Origin of the sequence: Novacetimonas sp. GS1 (assembly GCF_036686925.1) — a bacterium.
GTDB lineage: Bacteria > Pseudomonadota > Alphaproteobacteria > Acetobacterales > Acetobacteraceae > Novacetimonas > Novacetimonas hansenii.
This window is the reverse complement of sequence record NZ_VSZP01000001.1, coordinates 2,750,527-2,771,153: the sequence shown is the minus strand read 5'-3', so window position 1 is coordinate 2,771,153 and position 20,627 is coordinate 2,750,527. Positions and strand designations below refer to the sequence as shown.

The following is a 20,627-nucleotide window of genomic DNA, read 5'->3' as shown; positions in this document are numbered from 1 at the left end:
GTCGGGTGTAATCGGTGTTTGCGTTGTCCCATTGTCATCGCTTTCATGCGCTGTGGGTGTGGCCGTATGCGCCAGCATGATCTAGGATCACACCAGCGTAGCGTCAGGTTATTGTAAAGACAGGAAGAGAGCAGTGTCCCCGGACGAGATTGTCGATCCCTCGGTTGCCCCTTCCGACCAGTTCAGGCGTTTTGTCACCCATGTTGGGATTCCCGTCGCGGGGGTCCTGATGGTCATTGCCGTGATTGCCGGTGTTGGCTGGCACTCCTATCGCACGGTGCGTAACGGGGCGCTAAGCCTGACCCACAGCCTGCTGCTGAGCCAGCAGGAATATGTCGGGAATGAAGTGAACAACTTCCTCGCACCGGCCTCCGCCGGGGCGGTGATCGCGCGCGATATGCTGATGCACGGCAATCCCACGGTCGAAGACAAGATCTTTTACGGCTACAGCAGCAGCATGCTGCGCAACGTGCCGCAGATCCAGTCATACTACCTTGCCGACAGCGACGGCAATTTCAGCCTGGTGCAGCGTGGTCCCGACAATAAGGGGCTGGAGCAGATATCGCTGCAGAACAAGGGCACGCCCGACGCCACGTTCGTCCATCATATCTTCGATGATAACGGCAAGCTTGTCAGTGAGCAGAAGACCAAGGCCAATGGTTACGACCCGCGCCTTCATGTCTGGTACCAGCAGGCGGTCAAGGCGGGAAAGATGGTCTGGACCCCGCCCTATATCGTCGAAGTTACCAAGCAGATGGCGATTTCGGCGGGCATGCCCTACACCACCGCAAGTGGCAAGACCTATGTCTATGCCATCAATATGTCACTCAGCCATCTGACGGACTTCCTCGATGCGCTGAAGATCGGGCAGAGCGGGCATGGTGTCCTGCTGGACCAGTCGGGACATGTGCTGGCGGGCCACAAGATGCATGAGATCGAGGTCGCAGCCCACGGCGATCCGGAAAAGATGCTGCTGGACCCGGTGCATTACCCGGTGATGTCCAAGGCATTCGACCAGTACCGCGTCCACAGTTATGGCACACGCACCCTGCGCAACAAGGGGCAGAACTATATCACCATGCTGTCGCCGGTGCCGCTTGCGTCGCAGAACTGGGTGCTGATGCTTGTCGCCCCCGAAAGCGATTTCGCGCAGTTTGCCAAGGCCGACGGACGGCAGAACCTGTTCTTTGCGTTCCTTGTCGTCATCATGTCCTCCATCCTTGCGGTGCTGTTGTTCCGGCAGGGACGCAAGACGGAACATGTGCAGCATGACCTTGAACGTTTCCGCGCGATTTCCAATTACGAAAGCCATTCGCTGCAGACGGTCGCGTCCTATCCCGAATTGTTCAATCCGTCTGATGATGCGCTGATCCTGACGGAAAGCCTGGTGGACCTGTCACAGGCGCGGCGTGCGGGGATATGGCGCATCTTGCATGATGGCGCCACGCTGATGTGCATCGATTCATATGACCGCCAGCAAGATGCCCATTCCGGTGGGTTCGAACTGTCCACCAGCGAACTCAAGACATTTTTCGATGCGGTATCCCATGGGGATTCACTGCTGGTTGCCGATGCGTCCACGGATGAGCGGACGGCCAATTTCTATCGTCTTTACATGCGTTCGATGGGAAGCCACAGCCTGTTCCTTGGCCCGATCCTTGGGGCGAATGGACCTGTGGGTGTCATCACGCTGGAGGATGCGCCGCAGGCCGCGCTGGTGACGCATTTTGTGGACATGATCGCGGGTATCGCTGCGACCCGCTTCTCCGCGCAGCATTATTCGGCGGTCGAGGCCGCGCGCGCCGAACTCGCCGAGAATGAGAAGGTGGAAGAAGAAGCCCCCGACGCCAGCCAGGGCTTCCTCGTGCCGCCGGGTTCGCTGAAGGTTGATGGTGCCTATCCGCTCGATGTTGATCCTTCCAAGCTTGAAGGGTTCTATCCCGCCGTGGCGATCATGGTCATCAGCCTGTCGGATATGGTGCTGACGTCGCAGAATGACCCGTCGGAAAATCTGAAGCTGATTGATGCAATGGCGCAGCAGCTTCAACAGATCGCGCATCATTACGGGCTGTATTCGATCCGTATGCTGGGCCACCGGCTGGTATGCGTGGCCGGGTGTTCCAAGACCCCGGACAAAAGCGCGCCGCAGCGGATGGCGAATGCAGCGCTTTCGATGCGTGAAGTGACGATGTCGATGCTGGCGAAGGCTGACCTCGACCCGGTTTTCCGCATCGGTATTGATGTCGGGCCGGTCTTTGGCGGGCTGCTGGGGCAGGAACCACGGGTATTCAACCTGTGGGGGGATGCCATGGGCATGGCCGAACTGATGGCGCAGGGCGCGCCCGATGCGGGCACGATCCAGGTGACGGAGGAAATGTACCTCAGCCTGCGTCAGTCGTTCCTGTTCCGTGAACGTGGACGTTTCTTCGTGCCGGGTCTGGGGCTGACGCGGACATATGTGCTGGCCGGACGGCGATGACCCCGAACGATCCCAAACTCCATGAGGTGACAGCGGGGCCATCGGCCACGCCCGCGCCAGGTAGGACGGCGGCGCCTGACGCGCCATCCGCGCCGCCGCCGGTGACACGCTTCCTGCTGCGGGTTGCGCCATGGCTTGCTGCGATCGGGCGTTTCGTGCGCCATCAGGTGCGCTTTACCCTCATGCTGGTGGGGGCGGGATGGGGGACCCTGCGTGAAAGCCTGCGTCCCAATGCGTGGCGCAGGCCGGTTGTTTTTGAATTCCGCAGTTGCCTGCGGCAGGTTATCGCCGGGGGGCTGATCAGCACGGTCGTTACCGCCACGCTTGCGGGCCTGATGGTGGTGTCGCAGGCGGCGTACTGGCTGGGTTTCGCCGGGATGGCGCAGATGACGGGCTCGATCCTCGTCTCTGTCCTTGTGCGTGAAATCACCCCCATCCTGATGGGGATCATCCTGCTGGGCCGCAGCGGCATGCTGTCACTGACGCAAATCGGGCTGATGGTGCTCAATGGGCAGGTACGGACCATGCAGGCCCGTGGCCTCGACCCGTTCCTGACACTGGTGATGCCGCGCGCCTTTGCCTTCATGGTTGGTGGTTTTTCGCTGGGGATAATCTTTGCGGTGGTGTCCCTGCTGATGGGCTTCTTTGTCGCGCACGCGACGGGGGCGATCAATTCCTCTGTATGGACGTTCTTCTTTAACGTGCTGGCGGCGATGACGACGTGGGATTATCTGATTATCCCGCTCAAATTCCTGCTCGTTGGCTTTTTTGTCGGGCTGGGGGCATGTATTTCCGGCCTGACCGTCAGCAATAATGATACGATCGCGACATTGATGCCGCGTGGTTTCGCCCGTGGCATCATGCTCATCATGGTGGTCAACATCCTGTTCATGCTGGATTTCTGACGATGGTGGCAAACGCTCCCCTTCTGGAACTGCGTCAGGTCGTTCCCTCGTTCGAGGAAACGGGACTGATGCCCGTACCCTATGATTTCCGGCTGATGCCTGGTGACTGCGCGGTGATCGACTGTCGCGATGCCGGGCGTGCCGCGATGTTCGCGGACCTGTGTTCGGGCATGATTTCGCTGTCGCAGGGGACATGCAGGTTCATGGGGCTGGACTGGGGCACGCTTGCGGACCGGCAGCTTAATGCCCTGCGTGGGCGTATCGGGCGCATCCCGCGCGCGGGGGGGTGGATCAACATGCTTGGCACCCACCTGAACATCATGATGCAGGAACTTTACCACACCACGGACGCGTTGGAGGATGTCGTCGCGGCGGCCACGGTCCTGGGGGAAAGATTTGGTTTCCCCGGCCTGCCGATCAGCACGCCCGACCACCTGTCCACCGCGGACCTTGCGCGGGCGGCATGCGTCAGGGCTTTCATGGGGCGGCCCGACCTGCTTGTTCTGGAGGATATATCCGATATGCTGCCAGCGGAAATGGTGCTTCCGTTTCTAGAGACCCTGACCGCGGCGCGCGACCGGGGATGCGGTGTGGTCTGGCTTGCGCGGCATACCTCGTCATGGAGTGTCTATCGCAAGGCGGTGAACATTCACATGCGCCTTCTTGATGAAGGTCTTTTCCCCATGCGGGTGATATAATGGCACAGAAACAGCAATCCTATGGAATCCGTCAGCTTGTCCGTGTCCGCTATGCGGATGAATGGGTTGGTGTTCTTGTTCTTTTTTCACTGCTGATCCTGTTCGGCGCGGTGCTGGAGGCCGGTGTCCTGCGAAGCTGGCTGACGCCGGCGGGGCGGCTGCGGATTGTCCTGCCTGAAAATGGTGTGGGCGGCCTGTCGGTGGGTGACAACCTGGAGGTGATGGGCATTCATGCCGGTACGATCCGCCGGGTGCGGATCAATCCGTCTGGAGGTATGTATGCGATTGCCGAAATTGATCCTGACATCGAACCCTATATCCGCCGTGACAGCGCCGCCGTGATCCGGCGGCAGTTCGTGGTGGCTGGGGCAAGCTATATTGATATCTCCCGTGGCACGGGTGACAAGCTGGACTGGAGCTATGCTGTCCTGAATGCGACGAACGCCCCCAATCCGGCGGATACGATCACCCAGACCTTTGCCGACATCCGGGCGCGTATCATGCCTGTGCTGGACAATGCGCAGCATATGATGGCGACGATGGACGCCACGATTACGGACATGCATGCGGGCAAGGGATCTGTTGGCCGCCTGATGACCAATGACGACCTGATCCGTCAGGCGGAAACGACGATCACCACCCTGAATGCCACGATTTCGCAGCTTACGCCCATCGAGGGGCAATTGGCGAACGTCATGAAAAAAGCCGATGCCAGCATGGCCAACGTGCAGAAGGCAACGGGCGACCTGCGCAACGCATCGCCCCAGCTTCCGGCCATTACCAAGAACCTCAACGATGCCAGCCAGCAGCTTCCGGTGCTTCTGGTGCAGGCGCAGACAACAGCACACAGCCTGCAACAGCTTGTGGACCAGTTGCGCGGCATGTGGCTGCTGGGTGGTCATGGCACGCCTGCGAAGACGCATGGCCGGCTCTCTCCGCGGAAGGTGCAGCCATGATGCGTGCAACTTATCTGGCATCGGTTGCCATGGTCCTCGTGCTTGCCGGTTGCGGGGGCGGGGGAAAGGTCGCAGCCCCGACCGACGGTACCCTGTCACAGGATATGGAGACAGGGCGTGACGCGGTGGACCTTGGCCGGCTGTCGGTGGCGGAGGGACAGTACCGTGCCGCAGGTGTCCGGGCGCTGGCGCGCGATGATGTCGCCGCCATCGGGGATGCGGGCTATAACCTTGCGGTTGTGCAGCTTGATGAAAATCGCCCACAGGATGCCCTGACCACCATTGCCTCTACCCGTGCCGCGCTGTCTGTGCGTGGGGCGCAGTCCGATGATACGGGGCTCGACCTTGTGCAGGCCGGTGCGCTTTACCGGCTTGACCGTTTTGATGAGGCCGCGAACAGCGCGACATCGGCCGCGCGCGCGTCTGATTCCGCGATTGTGGAGAAGGCGCAGCTTTTGTCGGGTATTATTGCCGATGCCCGGGGGGACCGGGCGACGCTGGATAAGGTTGCGGCCTATTTTACCCAACTGCCGAAAACTGCGGCATGGTCATGGCTGGCGGATGCGCAGGAAATCACGGCGCGCAGGTTGCTTGCCGATGGTGGGAATGCGCAGACGGCGTATCAGGACGCGATGCAGGCGGTTGCCGCCCGGCAGACGCATGTGGAATATCGCGATATGGCCCGTGGGCTGAGTGTGGCCGCGCGTGCGGCGGGGCAGGTGGGCAATGCATCGCAGGCGGCAGCGCTGTATCTGCGTGCCAGCCAGAGCGCGCAGAAGGAAGGCGATACGCAGAATGCCGATGCGTGGCGCAAGCTGGCTGGAACTCTTAACATGCCGGACCCGTTTGCTTCCCCTGCGAATGACAGCACAACCCAGCCCAAGGCGGCTGCCACTGCCACTGGCGCTGTTACACAGAAATAAGAGACTGTTTGAAAAGTCAGGATCGGTAACACCCTGAAATTATAAAGGTTTTTGGTGAAGCTTTTTCTAAAAAGCTTCAGCAGACGCTGCTTTTTTGAAAAAAGGCAGCACCCAAAAACTTTTCTTTTTTATCAATGACTTGTTTTCAAACAATCTTTAAAGGACTGTTTCCTGACCAACAGGCATAAAGGGGAACGCAGTCTCCAGCGGTGGCTTTTCAGGACAGATCACCGGGCACCGTCTTGTCGCAGAAATATGGTGTCCTGAAATTCTCGGCGGCTTGAAAATACAGGTCCATTAACCCGTTGGATGAATTTTTTGACAGGGCTTTGTTTCAAACGTCTTTGAAAAAAGCCCTGCTCAGGAAGTCTGTCATTCCTTATGGACGGGTTGTTTCAAAAATCCTGTGATGGGGTTTGGTTTGTTTCAAAGTCCATGACCGGCCTGCTTATTGTGCCGTGACTTCAATACTGGAATGGCGGTTGACCAGTGTGGCGCTGGCGGCATTCAGCCCGATGACCTCCACCGTCATACCATTCTGGCGCATTTTTCCGACGATATTTTCCAGCGCACCGACTGCCGTCATATCCCACAGATGTGCCTGTCGCAGGTCGATCCGGACATGCCGGACATTGTCGCGTATGTCGAAGGCATCGGTGAAACTGTCGGCGGAAGCAAAGAAGACCTGACCCGTGACGACATAGGTGCGGATATCCTGTGTGGCATCGCAGGTGCTGCGGATATCAAGCATCTTCGACACCTGAAAGGCGAAGAACACGCCATTGAGGAGTACCCCTGCGAGCACACCTGCCGCAAGGTCATGGGTGGTGACGACGACCGCCACCGTCAGCACCATGACCGTACTTGACAGGCGTGGATGGTGCAGCAGGTCACGCAGCGACGACCATGAAAATGTGCTGGCGGAAACCATGATCATGATGGCCACCAGTGCTGCCACCGGCACCCGCGCCACCCACGGGCGCAGCGCCACCATCAACAGCAGCAGGAATGCGCCAGCGACAAAGGTTGAAAGCCGTCCCCGTCCGCCATAACGCAGGTTGCCCACGGTCTGTCCGATCATGCCACATCCCGCAATGCCACCAAACAGGCCCACGGCGATGTTGGCGATGCCAAGGCCGGTGCATTCCATGCGCTTGTTGCTGTGGGTTTCGGTGATGTCATCGACAACGCTGGCGGTCATCATGGATTCCAGCACGCCCACCGTCGCCATGGCGAGGGCATAGGGGGCAATGATCCCCAATGTCGCGCCGCTGAAGGGGATATCGGGCCAGACAAGATGCGGCAGGCTGTCGGGCAGGCGTCCAAGGTCCGCCACCGTATGCAGCGGCATGGGAAAGCATGCCGCGATCGCACTGAGGATCACGATGCAGATAAGGGGGGAGGGAATGGCGGTAAAGAATTTCGGCACGCCATAGATAATGGCAAGACCCAGTGCGATCATGGCGTAAGTATGCCACGAGACATGCATCATATGCGGAAGCTGCGCGGAAAAGATCAGGATCGCCAACGCATTGACGAAACCGGTTCGTACTGGACGTGAGACATAGCGCATCAGGACATGTAGTCGCAGCAGGCCAAAGATCACCTGAAACAGGCCAGCCAGCAGTGTAGCGGCCAGCAAGTATTGCACCCCATGTCCCCGCACCAGTGCTGCCGCCACCAGTGCGACGGACCCGGCCGCCCCGGAAATCATGCCTGGCCGCCCCCCGGCAAAGGCGATGACCACGCTGATGACGAAGGAGGCATATAACCCCACCTCTGGATCGACACCTGCGACAAAGGAAAAGGCAATCACTTCGGGGATCAGCGCAAAAGTCCCCACCATTCCTGCAAGGATGTCGCGCCGTATGTTGCCAAACCATTCGTCGCGATAATGTATCAGTCCATTCATCCGTTCATTTCCATTGTGGTCGATGCAGGTGCGTGCGCCTCCATGCCCGTGCATGCGTCATGCCCGCTGTGCCTGCAGGGTCGGGTCATAAAATGCACAGGATTGCGCAGATCATAACAGGTCGGTGGAACGGGTCGGGGAAGTTTTCAATCCGCTACTTGCCGGTAAAAGAGTGTTTGAAAACAAATCATTGATAAAAAACAAGAAAAGTTTTTGGGTGCCGCCTTTTTTCAAAAAGGCGGCGTCTTCTGAAGCTTCTTGGAAAAAGATTCACCAAAAAACCTTTATAATTTCAGTATGTTATAAAGCCTGACTTTTCAAACAGTCTTTAAACGAAGAAACGATCGGATGCCATGCCTTGGCGGGAGGAGAAGCGTCACGGGAAATCAAGCATCCGCTTAGCTTCTGGATTAAAAACGCAATGATATTATAATGTCGTGTGAGAAAATATAATAATTCCAGTCAGTTGTCGTGAATTCTATTCAGGTGTCCGCAATGCTCATATCCGCGCGTCGCCACCAGCATTCCTGCGGTGGGCGGGGGGTGGGTAACATCAGCAGCGGATCACCAGCATAGCGCACGGTATTGGTTGGCGTTTCCTCAAGCACAATTTCCGCACAGGTCAGCAGATCCCCATCGGCATGCAGAAAGGCATTGAGCTTTGCCATCATCAGGCACGCCATCAACTCTGTCGTGGGATCACCGGGGGTGACGACAATCCGGCCTGCGCGTTCGGGTTCATGCGCGCGGAACCATGACAGCAGCGGATCGCCCTCGCCAAGCTGGAAGGCGTGGTCGAGGCTGTTATCGACAAAGGCATGCCATGTCCCCTTGGCACGGTGGAAGGGGACGACCATGTTCTGCGTCCCATCAAGGCGATCGGGACGGGTCGGGCGCAGGGTTACACGGACATATTCATTATGCCCATGGGGCACGGTGCAACGCTCGCTTTCCCCCGACAGCAGCCGGTGCGCCATGCAGAAACGTCGGGTAAAGACCAGTTCAAGCATCAGATGTCATGGCCCTGTGTCATGGCCCTGAAACGTTCCCACCCCGCGCGTCGCAACTGGCAGGCGGGGCATGTGCCGCACCCATGCCCCCATGGATGCATGACCCCGCGTGTGCCGAGGTAGCAGCTATGGCTTTCACGATTGATCAACCCGACCAGCGCATCGCCGCCCAGTTCCTGGGCCATCAGCCATGTCTGTGCCTTGTCGATCCACATCAGCGGCGTATGCAGCACCAGTCGGCTGGCCATGCCGAGGTTGAGTGTCACCTGCAATGCCTTGATCGTATCGTCGCGACAGTCGGGATAGCCTGAATAATCCGTCTCGCACACGCCGGTGACGATGTGGCGCGCGTTGCGGCGCGCGGCAAGAGCGGCGGCAAAGGTCAGGAAAATGATATTGCGTCCCGGCACGAATGTCGTGGGCAGCCCGTTTTCCCCCAATGTAATCTCGGCCTCGCGCGTCAGGGCCGTATCCGAGACCGCGCCCAGCGCGTCAAGCGAGAGTGTATGGTCCGGGCCAAGCCGCGCCGCCCATGCGGGGTCAAGCCGCGCCATCCCGTCACGCAGCGCCGCGCGGCAGGACAGTTCGACACTGTGGCGCTGCCCGTAATCGAAGCCCAGCGTTTCGACATGCGCAAAGCGCGATAGCGCCCATGCCAGACAGGTTGCCGAATCCTGACCGCCCGAAAAGACGACAAGCGCGCTGTCACCCGATGGCCCGGCGGCGGAAGTTGCGGGAATGGTCATGTCAGGGAATCCCGATCAGCTTGTGTGTCTGCAACGAAAGCCGCCATTGCGGATGCGCCATGCAATACTCCACGGCGCGGCCGGTATTGGACACACGTTCCGGGCCATCCATCGGTTGCAGCCAGAATTGTGCGAAATCCAGCCCAGCCACCTGTTCGGGCATCAGGTCAGGCTGTGGAAAGACCAGTTTGAGTTCATGCCCTGACGTCTGCACCAGGGGCGCCCCTGCCTTGGGGCTCATGCAGATCCAGTCGATCCCGTCGGGCGCGCGTATGGTCCCGTTGGTTTCCACGGCAATGAAAAACCCCCGCGCATGCATCGCCGCAACCAGCGCGGCATCAAGCTGTAGCAGGGGCTCCCCCCCCGTAAAGACGACAAAGGCGTCCCTGCGCGATGCGGCCGGCCATGCGGCGGCAATCGCATCGGCCAGCGACGCGGCATCGGCAAAACGCCCGCCCCCCATGCCATCCGTGCCGATAAAGTCCGTGTCACAGAACCGGCACGTCGCGTCGTCACGGTCAATTTCGCGGCCAGACCACAGGTTGCAGCCCGCAAAGCGGCAGAAGACAGCAGCCCGGCCGGCCTGGCTGCCTTCCCCCTGCAATGTGGGAAATATCTCCTTTACCGTATAGGACATGATGCGACGTGACCTTGTATGGACGCAGATGCAAGGAGGCGGGTGGACGGGGCCGTTCAGGCGCCGGACGTATGCATGCCCAGCCGTTGCAGCAGGCGCATGTCGCGGCTGGCGGCAGGGTTGGGCGTGGTCAACAGTTTCTCGCCATAAAAAATGGAGTTCGCCCCCGCGAGGAAACACAGCGTCTGTGCCTCGTCATTCATGTCCTCGCGTCCCGCGGCCAGGCGGACACGGCTGGTGGGCATGGTGATGCGCGCGGCGGCGATGATGCGCACGAATTCGATGGGATCGACTGTATCGGTGTCCTTCGCCGCCAATGGCGTGCCCTCGACACGGACAAGCATGTTGATCGGCACGCTTTCGGGATGTCGCGGCATGCTTGCCAGTGTCGCGATCAGGCCCGCGCGGTCGTTTTCGTCCTCGCCCATGCCGACAATCCCGCCACAGCAGACATTGATGCCCGCATCGCGCACGTTCGACAACGTATCCAGACGGTCCTGATAGGTGCGGGTGCTGATGATCTCCCCATAATATTCAGGGGAGGTGTCGAGGTTGTGGTTATAGTAATCCAGCCCCGCGTCACGCAGGCGGTGCGCCTGTGCATTGTCGAGCATCCCCAGCGTCACGCAGGTTTCCATGCCCAGGCTTTTCACGCCTTCGACCATGGCGCACACGGTTTCCAGATCATGTTCCTTGGGCGAACGCCATGCCGCCCCCATGCAGAAACGCGCAGCCCCCGCGTCACGCGCGGCGCGGGCTTCCTTCATGACGGTTTCCACGGCCATCAGGCGGCTGGCCTTGACGCCGCCATCCTCGTGCAGGGCGCTTTGCGGACAGTAGGCGCAGTCCTCGGGACAGCCGCCTGTCTTGATCGACAGCAGGGTGGAAATCTGCATTTCCGTCGGGTCGAAATGTTCGCGATGGACCGCCTGCGCGCGAAACAGCAGTTCAGGGAATGGCAGGGCAATCAGGGCTGCGACCTCGTCGCGGGTCCAGTCGGTCCTGATTGATGGCGGCGGCGGGACCGGCGTTGTGGTCGCATGCGGCATGGTGGCCGCGATAATGCCATCGGACATCTGGCGGGATCCTCGGACGGTTCAGGGGTTATGAAAAGCAGCATCTGCCATACAATGCCGTTCCTTGTCACGGACTGCGCGGCGGTGCCGGATATTTTTTGGCGTGTGGCCGGTGTGGGGGACGCCCATGCGTCCCCCGTGGGGTGTCAGCCCAGGATACGCGCCAGCGTGGTGCCCAGCTCTGCCGGGCTTGCGCTGATATGGATACCGGCCTCGCGCATGGCCTCGATCTTGGCGGCGGCGGTTTCGTGCCCCCCCGTGATGACCGCGCCCGCATGGCCCATCCGGCGGCCCGGTGGTGCGGTCGCCCCGGCGATGAAGCCGACGACCGGCTTTTTCGTGCCGCTTGCACGGATCAGTTCCGCGCCCTCGATTTCCGATGTGCCGCCGATTTCACCGATCATGACGATCGAATGGGTGTCGGGGTCCGCGATCAGGCGTTCCAGCACATCGGTGAAATCCATACCCTTGACCGGGTCGCCGCCAATGCCGACGCAGGTGCTCTGCCCCTGCCCGATGGCCGAGGTCTGGGCCACGGCTTCGTATGTCAGCGTGCCGGAGCGCGAGACGATGCCCACATGGCCACGGCGGTGGATGGGGCCGGGCATGATCCCGATCTTGCATTCACCGGGCGTGATGACACCGGGGCAGTTCGGGCCGACCAGCAGGCTTGATGAACGTTCCAGCGCCATGCGCACCCGCACCATGTCCAGGACGGGAATACCTTCGGTGATACACACGATCAGCGGGATTTCAGCCGCAATCGCCTCCAGTATCGCATCGGCCGCACCGGCGGGCGGCACATAGATGACCGAGGCGTCGGCGCCGGTTGCCTCGCGCGCCTGGGCCACCGTGTCGAATACCGGCAGGCCCAGATGGACTTCCCCGCCCTTGCCGGGCGTGACACCGCCAACCATGCGGGTGCCATAGGCGATGGCCTGTTCGGTATGGAACGTACCCTGTGCGCCGGTGAAGCCCTGTGTAATGACCTTGGTTGAACTGTTGACAAGAATGGACATCAGGCTGCTCCGGCGGTGCGAACGGCTGCGACGATCTTGCGGGCGGCATCGCCCAGGTCGTCGGCGGGAATGATGGTCAGGCCGGATTCGGCCAGAAGGGCGCGCCCGCGTTCGACGTTGGTGCCCGCAAGGCGCACCACCAGCGGCACGTTCAGGCCGGTGTCACGCGATGCGGCGATGATGGCCTCTGCGATCACGTCGCAGCGCATGATGCCGCCAAAGATGTTGACCAGGATACCGCGCACGTTGCGGTCCGACATCAGGATGCGAAAGGCCGCGGCCACGCGTTCCGTCGTCGCCCCGCCGCCGACATCAAGGAAGTTGGCAGGCGATTCGCCTTCCATCTTGATGATGTCCATCGTCGCCATCGCCAGGCCCGCGCCGTTGACCATGCAGCCGATCGACCCGTCGAGCCCGACATATGCCAGCCCGTGGCGCGCGGCCTCCCGCTCACGCGGGTCTTCCTCATCCTCGTCACGCAGTTCGGCAAGGTGGGGGTGGCGGTAAAGCGCGCTGTCATCAAAGGACATCTTGGCGTCGAGCGCCAGAAGGTCGCCCGATCCGGTGACGATCAGGGGGTTGATTTCCACGATGGCGGCATCAAGCCCGCAGAACGCGTCATAGGCGGCGCGCACGACATTTTGGAACGCGCGGATGGAACGTCCCGTCAGGTCGAGTTTCACCGCAAGGTCGCGCGACTGGTAATCGCAAAGGCCAAGGGCCGGGTCGATCACAGCCTTGAGGATACGTTCGGGGTGGGCTGCGGCGACTTCCTCGATCTCCATGCCGCCTTCGGACGACGCGACCACGGCGATGCGGCCATTGGCCCGGTCGACAAGGAGGGAGAGGTAGAGTTCACGCGCGATGTCACAACCCGATTCGATGTATACCTTGCGCACAATCCTGCCCTGCGGCCCGGTCTGTTTCGTGACCAGCGTGCGTTCCAGCATGGCGCGGGCCGCATGCCCGGCCTCTTCGGCCGTGCGTGCCAGGCGTACGCCCCCCCTGTCGTCCCCGGCGCCGGCGAAATGGCCCGCGCCACGGCCGCCTGCGTGGATCTGCGCCTTGACCACGGTCAGGGGCGCCGCAAGCTCGCGCGCGGCGCTGACCGCATCTTCGGCAGAGGTGGCGACACGACCGTCAGGCACGGGCATGCCGAACGAACGCAGCAGCGCCTTGGCCTGATATTCGTGAATGTTCATGTTGCGACCCAATCTGTCGTTTTTCTTGTTGTATGCGTAATGAGGCGTACACGATCCATGCGTGGTTTTACAACGATCCATGATACGCGGGCTTGGCGTAATGGCGAAACATGTGCCATGTCGTGCGGCGTAATGACATGTCCCGGTGGGGCTGACGGAGTTTATGCGAGAGTAACGGATTGCGATGAAACACTGGCGCATTGAACAGATGGACTGGGACGGGTTTGACCCGTCACTGGTAAATCCGGAGATCATTCCCCTCGTCAAGGCCGCGTCGGTGGTGGAGCGTAACGGAGTTGATTACGCCGCATATCTGAAAAACGTTTTTGCGGATGATCCCGATTTTCGCCAGGCGGCCGACAGGTGGGCGCATGAGGAGGTGCAGCATGGCGATGCGCTGGGCCGGTGGGCGATGCTGGCGGACCCGTCATGGGATTACATGCATGCCTTTGAACGCTACCGGGACTCGTATCGGCTGGATCTTGATGTCGATACCTCCATCCGGGGATCGCGCACAGGGGAACTGATCGCGCGATGTATGGTGGAGACGGGGACGTCTTCTTTTTATACCGCGCTGGCCGATGCAACGCAGGAGCCCGTGCTCAAGGCGGTGTGCAAGCAGATCGCCGCCGATGAATACCGTCATTTCAAGCTGTTTTATGACCATATGCACCGTTATCTGAAGCGCGAGAAGCTTGGTGTATGGCAGCGTGCGCGCATTGCGATTGGCCGTGTGGGCGAAAGCGAGGATGACGAACTTGCCTCCGCCTATCACACCACCAATGAAGCGCCGGGGCAGCCCTATGACCATCGCCGCTGTATTGCGGCGTATATGTCACGCGCGCTCAAGGTCTATCAGCCGCGCCATACCAACCGCGTGACGGGCATGATCCTCAAGACGATAGGCTGGACCCCGCATGGAAGGCTTCATGCGGTCATTGCACGCGTGTTTTACTGGCTGCTGAAATTGCAGCAGAAAAGATTTGCCCGCATGGCGGAGGCCACCTGAGGCGCATGGCAAGAAGGGACAGGGACGGGATGACGGTAAGGTATCGGCGCATGGCGGAACGCGGGTCGGTGGCGGGCATGGCCCCGCGCCTTGTGCTGGGCGTGGTCCTGTCTGGCGCGATCCTGTCCGGCGGGGTTCCGGTGATCGCCCCCCTTGCGCAGGCCCACGCCGATGCGCCGGAGACTTCTGCCGCCGCGCATGCTCCTATGACGCCTGTGCCGGGCGTATCTGTCCCTGTGGCGGCGCCTGAGGCTGTGGCTGCCACCGCTCCCGCTGCGCAATCCGCAGGTGCCACAGCAGGCATGTCCGGCGGTGTGTTGGCTGGCGTGTCTGCCCCGGCTGTCGCGGCACGGCCTGTGCCTGTGCCTGTGCCCGCGCCTGGGCCCGCCGTGCCGACCGGCCCCTTGCCCGTTGGTGGCCCCGCGGCCCCCGAACTGGGGGAGGAAGCACGGGCGGTGCGCCTGCAGGCGGCGCAGATCGGGCTGCGGGCCTTTACCGCGCCCGATTTCCATCCCGGCAAGGTCCGCCATATCGTGCTGATGCGCTTCTTGCCGACCATCACCGATGCCCAGCGCGCGGAAGTCGTGCGCAGGTTCATGGCGTTGGGGCAGGTATCGCGGCGTGACAATGGGCAGCAGGTCATCGCAGATATCGAGACCGGCGTGCAGATGAGTGGTGAGGGCGTGGATCAGGGCTTTGGGCAGGGGTTTGTCGTGACCTTCAATTCCGAAGGTGATCGCAATTACTATGTTGGAAAGCCGGTGGTCAGCGATCCTGCCTATTTCGATCCTGCGCACGAAGCGTTCAAGAAATTCGCCGCACCCTATATCATCGGGGTGCTGGTGTTCGATTATGCGCTGCCTGCGCATCAGGCGCAGCGCACGCGCCGCGCGGCGGTCATGCGACCGGGCATGACGCAGCAGCAGGGATGAAGATGGCCCCCGGCCCGTGCGGGACGGGGGCTGACATATCGGGGTTCGGGAGTGTCGCGCGTGTGCCGATCATGTGCGCCCGTCAGGAACGCACCCGCCAGAATGGAGAATTCGCATGACATCGGTCACGCTTGGACACCTGGACGAAACACTGCACGAGGCCACGGCCGCCGCCGTCGCGCGTGTGCTCGAAGCCTATGAGCTGGAAATCGAATATGTTCCCGCCACGCATGAGGCGTTGATGGCGCACATGCGTAATGGCGATATCGACCTGTTTGTGTCCGCATGGCTGCCCGATGTGGATGCGGCCTATCTTGACCCGGCGCTGGGGATGGAACCGCTTGGCGATCTGTATCGGCCTGAATTCGGCTGGTACCTGCCCACGGCCGCCGCCACGGGCCTGACCTCCATCGCCGAACTGGCCGCGGATGGCCATGATGTAAACCGTGAAATCGTAGCGGCGCAGTCCGTTCTGGACCGGGTGCGCCAGGGCGTTGCGGCCTATAACCTGACGGAACATGGTTTTACCATTGCGGCCCGCCCTGATGCGGAGGCGATGCAGTATGCCGATCAGGCGATCAAGGCCGGCGAACCGGCGGTCATCGCCCTGTGGCAGCCGAATTTCCTGCATTATGGCAGCACCAGCCTGACGCCGCTGCTGGACCCCAAGGGCGCGCTGGGCACGGCGCAGACGGCGCGGATGCTGGTGCGCCGTGCGGTGCGGGCGGACCTTGACAGCGACATGCTCGACGAACTCGACGAACTGACGCTGGGTAACAAGGTGGTCAGCGCGCTTGACCACGCCATGCGGGTCGAGGATATGAGCGCAGATGCCGCCGCCGAAGCCTGGCAGCGCGGCAAGCTGCTGCCGCGCTGAGGGCGGGATGGACGTGACCGGCGGTGGCGATGCGCGCGACGGGGGGACTGGCGGCCCAGTACGAGGTCTATCCCTATCCCGAGCGTGACCCGCGGGACGAGACGCGGCGGCTGCTGATCGGCAGCCCCAGCCATCTGCGTGAAATCGACTACTGGGTGTTTGGTGCGACCCGCGCGCGTTCGCAGCCATTGCGTGCGCTGGTCGCGGGGTGTGGCACGGGGGATGGGGCCATCATGCTGGCCACCCACATGTCGCGTGATGAACGCCCGGGCGAGGTCGTGTGCGTCGATCGTTCGGAACACGCCCTGCGCATCGCGCGTGAACGCGCGCAGGCGCGTGGGCTGGACAATATCCGTTTCGTGCCGGGGGACCTGACGCATCTGGATGCGCTGGACCTTGGCCTGTTCGATTACATCGACTGCTGTGGCGTGCTGCATCATTTGCCGGACCCCGATGCGGTGCTGTCATGCCTTGCGCGGATGCTGGCGCCGGGGGGCGGCATGGGGCTTATGGTCTATGCGCCTTATGGCCGGACCGGCGTGTATATGCTGCAAGATGCATTGGCGCGCCTGGCCCCGTTGGAGGAAGCACCCGCGCGCAGGCTGGATGTGGCGCGGCGGGTCATGCGCCATCTGCCGACAACCGCATGGCTGCGCCAGAACACCAACTTTGGCGATCATCTGACGGGCGGGGATGCCGGGCTTTATGACCTGCTGCTCAATCCACGTGACAGGGCGTATGACGTCACGGCGCTGTTTGGCCTGCTGGACCGGGCGGGGCTGGCGGTTGCATGCCTGATGGAACCACTGCGTTACGATCCGGCGCTGCTGCTGCCCGATCCGCGCCTGCGTGCGCGCCTGAAGGATATGTCCGAACGTCAGCGCGCCGCCGTGGCAGAGGACATCGCGGGCAACATGGCCACACATGTGGTGTATGTCACCCGTGCCGATACGCCGGTAACGCGCGCGGACCCGATGGCCGGTGATGCCGTGCCGGTGATGCGTGAAATCCCCGGTGTCGAGCTTGCGAAACAGATCGGGCCTGATGACCGGCTGCCTTTCGCGTTCGGCACGCTGGTGGTGCCTGTCGCGGTGCCGCCGCAGACGCGCGGACTGCTGCCGTTGATCGACGGGGAACGCACGGTGGGCGACCTTGCGGCCATCATGGAAACGCGCGGTATCTCTGCCGCGCGGTTTGCAACCATCTGGCGCACGATGTTTACCACCCTGTCCGGGCTGAACCGGGTCTTGTTGCGCGCCCCACGCTGATGGGGGCCGGCCGCCGCCTGCCGATTGTCATCTTCGGCGCGCGGGTCCGCCCGGATGGGACACCCTCGCGCACGTTGCGCCTGCGGGTGGAGGCGGCGGCGGCGTTCGCGCGCGATTGTGAAAATCCCCTGCTGATCCCGACAGGCGGCCCGCGTGACGGCCTGCCGTCGGAAGCACGGGTCATGGCCGGGCTGCTGCGTGAGCTTGGCGTGGCGGATGGGGACATCATGCCAGAGGAGACGGCGCGCGATACGCTGGACTCGGTGCTGGCATGTTCGCGGCTGTTGCGCGCAATCGGGCATGACGGGCCGGTGGCCGTCGCCAGCAGTGCCTATCACCTGCCGCGCTGCATGGTGTTGATGGCGCTTGCGCGGTGGCGTGTGGTGCGGGTTCCACCGCCACGGCATCCGGCCGCGCGTTCGGTGCCGCGACGATGGTTCTGGCGCCTGCGCGAAGGGGCGGCCCTGCCATGGGATGTGTTGCTGATGCTGGTGCGGCGGGCACGCGCGACATCACCTCATGATTGACAGGGGGGGCGTCGTGCCGCCATCACCGCAGGGATTTTTTGAACATTAAGCGGGACACGACAGCCATGCCTGTGCAAGCCTTTATTTTCCCCGGTCAGGGAAGCCAGTCCGTCGGGATGGGACGCGACCTTGCCGATGCGTTCGCGCCCGCGCGTGAAGTTTTCCAGGAAGTTGACGATGCGCTGGGCCAGCATCTGTCGAAACTGATGTTTGAAGGCCCGATCGAGGAGCTGACCCGCACGGAAAACACGCAGCCCGCGCTGATGGCGGTTTCTCTGGCCGTGCTGCGTGTGCTGGAGCGCGAGGGCGGTGTGGATCTGCGCACGCAGGTCGCGTTGGTGGCGGGGCATTCGCTGGGCGAATATTCCGCCCTGGCGGCGGTGGGGGCATTCGGCCTGACGCAGGCGGCACGCCTGCTGCGTGTGCGTGGGCAGGCCATGCAGAAGGCGGTTCCTGTGGGCAGGGGGGGCATGGCCGCGCTGATCGGCGTTGACCTTGAACAGGCCCGCGCCATCTGCGAGGAAGCCGCGGTTGTAAAGGAAGAAGGCCGGCCCGACCGACACGAGGTGATCGAGATCGCCAATGACAATGGCGGCGGCCAGGTGGTCGTGGCGGGTGAGAGTGCAGCCATTGAACGCGCGATCGCCATTGCCAAGGCACGTAAGGTCAAGCGCGCGCTGGCGTTGCCGGTTTCCGCGCCCTTCCACTGCTCCCTGATGGAACCTGCGGCCGAGGCCATGCACGATGCGCTGGCGCGTGAGGATATCCGCCCCCCCGTCATCCCGGTCGTTGCCAACGTGACGGCGGCGAAGGTGACGGACCCCGCCACCATCCGCGACCTGCTGGTGCGGCAGGTTACGGGCACCGTACGCTGGCGTGAAAGTGTGGAGGCAATGGTTGCGATGGGCGTCGACAGTTTCGTGGAGATCGGCGCGGGGAAGGTCCTGTCTGGCCTTGTGCGGCGCATCAATGGCGATGTGGCGACATGTTCGGTCGGAACCCCCGCGGATGTCGAGGCTTTCCTGGCAGCGCGCTGAGGCGCACCAGTTGCGGCGGCCCGGCAGGTGCGCGGGCCGCCATCCCAATAGCAAGGAAAATGGCTGTTCATATGTTCAGGCTTGATGGAAAGGTGGCGCTTGTAACCGGGGCGTCGGGTGGAATCGGCAGTGCGATCGCACGTGCGCTGCATGGGCAGGGGGCGTGTGTTGTCCTGTCTGGCACGCGTGAACAGGTCCTGCGCGATGTCGCGGCGTCCATCGTGCGCGACGCAGGCACGGATGAAGGGCGGCTGCATGTCTGTACCGCCGACCTGTCGGATGCGGCGGCGGCGGATGTCCTGGTCGCCACGGCAGAGGAAAAAGCCGGTGCGCCGCTTGATATCCTTGTCAACAATGCCGGGCTGACACGCGATACACTTGCGATTCGCATGAAGGACGAGGACTGGAGCCGCGTCATGGATGTGGACCTGTCGGCGCCGTTCCGCCTGTCGCGCGCGACGCTCAAGGGGATGCTGCGTCGCCGCAGCGGGCGTATCGTCAATATCGCCTCTGTCGTCGGGGTGACGGGCAATGCGGGGCAGGTGAACTATTCCGCCGCCAAGGCAGGCATGATCGGCATGAGCAAGTCCATGGCGCAGGAAGCCGGCGCGCGTGGCGTGACCGTCAATGTGGTGGCGCCGGGCTTCATCCAGACGGCGATGACCGATGTCCTGCCTGATGCGCAGAAGGAAAAGCTGGTTTCCGCGATTCCTCTGGGCCGGATGGGACAGCCCGATGATGTTGCCTCTGCGGTGGTGTACCTTGTATCACCACAGGCGGCCTGGGTGACGGGCGCTACGTTGCATGTCAATGGCGGCATGGCGATGTCCTGAGGCGGGATGTAGAGAATTTCGCTGGACACCGGGCCAGAAGTGGCAAAAAAGAAGGGTGAACGGGGCGGCGTATCCCCACAGGATGCGTCGCTGGCGCAAGGAAATGCGATGATCGCCTTGGCGGGGACACGCAAACCGTGCTAATCGCCCGCAGCTTCGTCCGAAGCGGGCCGGACGCTTTTCCCGCAGTTCCGGTTTGCGGGACGTTACCAGGACGAATGAGTTTCGAACCGCCCGTTTCTTCAGGGGCAGACAGGAAGCAGAGACAGATGAGCGAAATTGCCGATAAGGTTAAGAAGATCGTTGTCGAACACCTTGGTGTTGACGAAAGCAAGGTGACGCCGGACGCCTCTTTCATCGACGATCTGGGCGCCGACAGCCTGGACACCGTTGAACTGGTGATGGCGTTCGAGGAAGCCTTCAGCGTTGAGATCCCCGAAGATGCGGCGGAAAAGATCACGACCGTCAAGGACGCGATTGATTACATCGAGAAGCAGAAGGCCGCCTGAGCTGCGATTGCGGCTTTCATGGCTTGAGTAAAGAAACAGTCAGGTATTGTTGGATTCAGGGAGCAGGTCGGG

At 61.9% G+C, this 20,627-nt stretch carries 21 protein-coding genes; 14 read left to right on the top strand and 7 right to left on the bottom strand.

All coding sequences use genetic code 11. From position 1 onward, the window contains the following. Positions 1–133: 133 nt before the first annotated feature. The 5 genes from FYB92_RS12170 to FYB92_RS12150 are packed head-to-tail and all read left to right on the top strand — an operon-like array spanning position 134 to position 5,961. Positions 134–2,479, top strand: coding sequence for an adenylate/guanylate cyclase domain-containing protein (locus FYB92_RS12170; protein WP_003618431.1), 2,346 nt, complete (start codon positions 134–136; stop codon positions 2,477–2,479). Beyond that, complete coding sequence (locus FYB92_RS12165) at positions 2,476–3,384, top strand: ABC transporter permease (RefSeq protein WP_075632081.1); 909 nt, start codon at positions 2,476–2,478, stop codon at positions 3,382–3,384. Before FYB92_RS12170 ends, FYB92_RS12165 begins: the two co-directional genes overlap by 4 nt. Before the next feature lie 2 nt (positions 3,385–3,386). After that, a complete protein-coding gene (locus FYB92_RS12160) occupies positions 3,387–4,082 on the top strand; it encodes a hypothetical protein (protein ID WP_003618435.1) in 696 nt (231 codons plus the stop codon). Then, entirely contained in the window at positions 4,082–5,038 is a 957-nt protein-coding gene (locus tag FYB92_RS12155) for an MlaD family protein (RefSeq protein WP_003618437.1), read from the top strand. The genes FYB92_RS12160 and FYB92_RS12155 overlap by 1 nt, the downstream gene beginning before the upstream one ends. Further along, a complete protein-coding gene (locus FYB92_RS12150; protein WP_075632080.1) occupies positions 5,035–5,961 on the top strand; it encodes a hypothetical protein in 927 nt (308 codons plus the stop codon). Before FYB92_RS12155 ends, FYB92_RS12150 begins: the two co-directional genes overlap by 4 nt. A 448-nt stretch (positions 5,962–6,409) precedes the next feature. Here FYB92_RS12150 and FYB92_RS12145 read toward each other — a convergent pair whose 3' ends face one another. The 7 genes from FYB92_RS12145 to sucC form a co-directional block, all read right to left on the bottom strand. After that, entirely contained in the window at positions 6,410–7,873 is a 1,464-nt protein-coding gene (locus tag FYB92_RS12145; RefSeq protein ID WP_075632126.1) for a SulP family inorganic anion transporter, read from the bottom strand. A 482-nt stretch (positions 7,874–8,355) separates the two neighbouring features. Beyond that, positions 8,356–8,883 carry a 6-carboxytetrahydropterin synthase gene (locus FYB92_RS12140; protein WP_332828748.1) on the bottom strand — a complete coding sequence of 176 codons (528 nt, stop codon included), beginning with the start codon at positions 8,881–8,883 and terminating at the stop codon, positions 8,356–8,358. Continuing rightward, the gene (gene queC / locus FYB92_RS12135; protein WP_003618445.1) at positions 8,883–9,629 is read right to left on the bottom strand and encodes a 7-cyano-7-deazaguanine synthase QueC; all 747 of its coding nucleotides are present in this window, start codon (positions 9,627–9,629) and stop codon (positions 8,883–8,885) included. The genes FYB92_RS12140 and queC overlap by 1 nt, the downstream gene beginning before the upstream one ends. A gap of 1 nt (position 9,630) precedes the next feature. Further along, on the bottom strand, positions 9,631–10,266 hold the full coding sequence (queE, locus tag FYB92_RS12130; RefSeq protein WP_075632078.1) for a 7-carboxy-7-deazaguanine synthase: 636 nt from the start codon (positions 10,264–10,266) through the stop codon (positions 9,631–9,633). A gap of 56 nt (positions 10,267–10,322) precedes the next feature. Then, positions 10,323–11,315: a biotin synthase BioB gene (gene bioB, locus FYB92_RS12125; protein ID WP_408902398.1), complete on the bottom strand. Its 993-nt coding sequence runs from the start codon at positions 11,313–11,315 to the stop codon at positions 10,323–10,325. Positions 11,316–11,488: 173 nt separating this feature from the next. Next, the gene (gene sucD / locus FYB92_RS12120) at positions 11,489–12,361 is read right to left on the bottom strand and encodes a succinate--CoA ligase subunit alpha (protein ID WP_003618449.1); all 873 of its coding nucleotides are present in this window, start codon (positions 12,359–12,361) and stop codon (positions 11,489–11,491) included. After that, a complete protein-coding gene (gene sucC / locus FYB92_RS12115; protein ID WP_003618452.1) occupies positions 12,361–13,563 on the bottom strand; it encodes an ADP-forming succinate--CoA ligase subunit beta in 1,203 nt (400 codons plus the stop codon). Before sucC ends, sucD begins: the two co-directional genes overlap by 1 nt. Positions 13,564–13,747: 184 nt before the next feature. Here sucC and FYB92_RS12110 point away from each other — a divergent pair, with 184 nt between their 5' ends. The 9 genes from FYB92_RS12110 to FYB92_RS12070 all read left to right on the top strand — a co-directional run bounded on the left by FYB92_RS12110 (position 13,748) and on the right by FYB92_RS12070 (position 20,555). Beyond that, positions 13,748–14,572 carry a ferritin-like domain-containing protein gene (locus FYB92_RS12110; RefSeq protein ID WP_332828746.1) on the top strand — a complete coding sequence of 275 codons (825 nt, stop codon included), beginning with the start codon at positions 13,748–13,750 and terminating at the stop codon, positions 14,570–14,572. Positions 14,573–14,601: 29 nt separating this feature from the next. Further along, a complete protein-coding gene (locus FYB92_RS12105) occupies positions 14,602–15,504 on the top strand; it encodes a Dabb family protein (protein ID WP_332828745.1) in 903 nt (300 codons plus the stop codon). Further along, a complete protein-coding gene (locus FYB92_RS12100) occupies positions 15,501–15,623 on the top strand; it encodes a hypothetical protein (protein WP_332828744.1) in 123 nt (40 codons plus the stop codon). The genes FYB92_RS12105 and FYB92_RS12100 overlap by 4 nt, the downstream gene beginning before the upstream one ends. Beyond that, positions 15,620–16,381, top strand: coding sequence for a glycine betaine ABC transporter substrate-binding protein (locus FYB92_RS12095; RefSeq protein ID WP_062808751.1), 762 nt, complete (start codon positions 15,620–15,622; stop codon positions 16,379–16,381). The genes FYB92_RS12100 and FYB92_RS12095 overlap by 4 nt, the downstream gene beginning before the upstream one ends. A 29-nt stretch (positions 16,382–16,410) precedes the next feature. Beyond that, on the top strand, positions 16,411–17,649 hold the full coding sequence (locus FYB92_RS12090) for a class I SAM-dependent methyltransferase (RefSeq protein WP_332829014.1): 1,239 nt from the start codon (positions 16,411–16,413) through the stop codon (positions 17,647–17,649). Continuing rightward, a complete protein-coding gene (locus FYB92_RS12085; protein ID WP_332828743.1) occupies positions 17,649–18,176 on the top strand; it encodes a YdcF family protein in 528 nt (175 codons plus the stop codon). The genes FYB92_RS12090 and FYB92_RS12085 overlap by 1 nt, the downstream gene beginning before the upstream one ends. 65 nt (positions 18,177–18,241) lie before the next feature. Next, positions 18,242–19,213 carry an ACP S-malonyltransferase gene (gene fabD, locus FYB92_RS12080; protein WP_075632075.1) on the top strand — a complete coding sequence of 324 codons (972 nt, stop codon included), beginning with the start codon at positions 18,242–18,244 and terminating at the stop codon, positions 19,211–19,213. A 71-nt stretch (positions 19,214–19,284) separates the two neighbouring features. Continuing rightward, positions 19,285–20,046, top strand: a complete 762-nt coding sequence (gene fabG, locus FYB92_RS12075) for a 3-oxoacyl-[acyl-carrier-protein] reductase (RefSeq protein WP_332828742.1) — start codon at positions 19,285–19,287, stop codon at positions 20,044–20,046. Positions 20,047–20,315: 269 nt separating this feature from the next. After that, positions 20,316–20,555, top strand: coding sequence for an acyl carrier protein (locus tag FYB92_RS12070; protein WP_003618476.1), 240 nt, complete (start codon positions 20,316–20,318; stop codon positions 20,553–20,555). The last annotated feature ends 72 nt before the right edge of the window (positions 20,556–20,627 follow it).

What these genes read in the sequence shown, in the direction of transcription:
- FYB92_RS12165 (WP_075632081.1), top strand. Translation starts at nt 2,476, where the DNA reads ATGACCCCGAACGATCCCAAACTCCATGAGGTGACAGCGGGGCCATCG.
- FYB92_RS12160 (WP_003618435.1), top strand. Translation starts at nt 3,387, where the DNA reads ATGGTGGCAAACGCTCCCCTTCTGGAACTGCGTCAGGTCGTTCCCTCG.
- FYB92_RS12155 (WP_003618437.1), top strand. Translation starts at nt 4,082, where the DNA reads ATGGCACAGAAACAGCAATCCTATGGAATCCGTCAGCTTGTCCGTGTC.
- FYB92_RS12150 (WP_075632080.1), top strand. Translation starts at nt 5,035, where the DNA reads ATGATGCGTGCAACTTATCTGGCATCGGTTGCCATGGTCCTCGTGCTT.
- FYB92_RS12145 (WP_075632126.1), bottom strand. Translation starts at nt 7,873, where the DNA reads ATGAATGGACTGATACATTATCGCGACGAATGGTTTGGCAACATACGG.
- FYB92_RS12140 (WP_332828748.1), bottom strand. Translation starts at nt 8,883, where the DNA reads ATGCTTGAACTGGTCTTTACCCGACGTTTCTGCATGGCGCACCGGCTG.
- queC (WP_003618445.1), bottom strand. Translation starts at nt 9,629, where the DNA reads ATGACCATTCCCGCAACTTCCGCCGCCGGGCCATCGGGTGACAGCGCG.
- queE (WP_075632078.1), bottom strand. Translation starts at nt 10,266, where the DNA reads ATGTCCTATACGGTAAAGGAGATATTTCCCACATTGCAGGGGGAAGGC.
- bioB (WP_408902398.1), bottom strand. Translation starts at nt 11,315, where the DNA reads ATGCCGCATGCGACCACAACGCCGGTCCCGCCGCCGCCATCAATCAGG.
- sucD (WP_003618449.1), bottom strand. Translation starts at nt 12,361, where the DNA reads ATGTCCATTCTTGTCAACAGTTCAACCAAGGTCATTACACAGGGCTTC.
- sucC (WP_003618452.1), bottom strand. Translation starts at nt 13,563, where the DNA reads ATGAACATTCACGAATATCAGGCCAAGGCGCTGCTGCGTTCGTTCGGC.
- FYB92_RS12110 (WP_332828746.1), top strand. Translation starts at nt 13,748, where the DNA reads ATGAAACACTGGCGCATTGAACAGATGGACTGGGACGGGTTTGACCCG.
- FYB92_RS12105 (WP_332828745.1), top strand. Translation starts at nt 14,602, where the DNA reads ATGACGGTAAGGTATCGGCGCATGGCGGAACGCGGGTCGGTGGCGGGC.
- FYB92_RS12100 (WP_332828744.1), top strand. Translation starts at nt 15,501, where the DNA reads ATGAAGATGGCCCCCGGCCCGTGCGGGACGGGGGCTGACATATCGGGG.
- FYB92_RS12095 (WP_062808751.1), top strand. Translation starts at nt 15,620, where the DNA reads ATGACATCGGTCACGCTTGGACACCTGGACGAAACACTGCACGAGGCC.
- FYB92_RS12090 (WP_332829014.1), top strand. Translation starts at nt 16,411, where the DNA reads ATGCGCGCGACGGGGGGACTGGCGGCCCAGTACGAGGTCTATCCCTAT.
- FYB92_RS12085 (WP_332828743.1), top strand. Translation starts at nt 17,649, where the DNA reads ATGGGGGCCGGCCGCCGCCTGCCGATTGTCATCTTCGGCGCGCGGGTC.
- fabD (WP_075632075.1), top strand. Translation starts at nt 18,242, where the DNA reads ATGCCTGTGCAAGCCTTTATTTTCCCCGGTCAGGGAAGCCAGTCCGTC.
- fabG (WP_332828742.1), top strand. Translation starts at nt 19,285, where the DNA reads ATGTTCAGGCTTGATGGAAAGGTGGCGCTTGTAACCGGGGCGTCGGGT.
- FYB92_RS12070 (WP_003618476.1), top strand. Translation starts at nt 20,316, where the DNA reads ATGAGCGAAATTGCCGATAAGGTTAAGAAGATCGTTGTCGAACACCTT.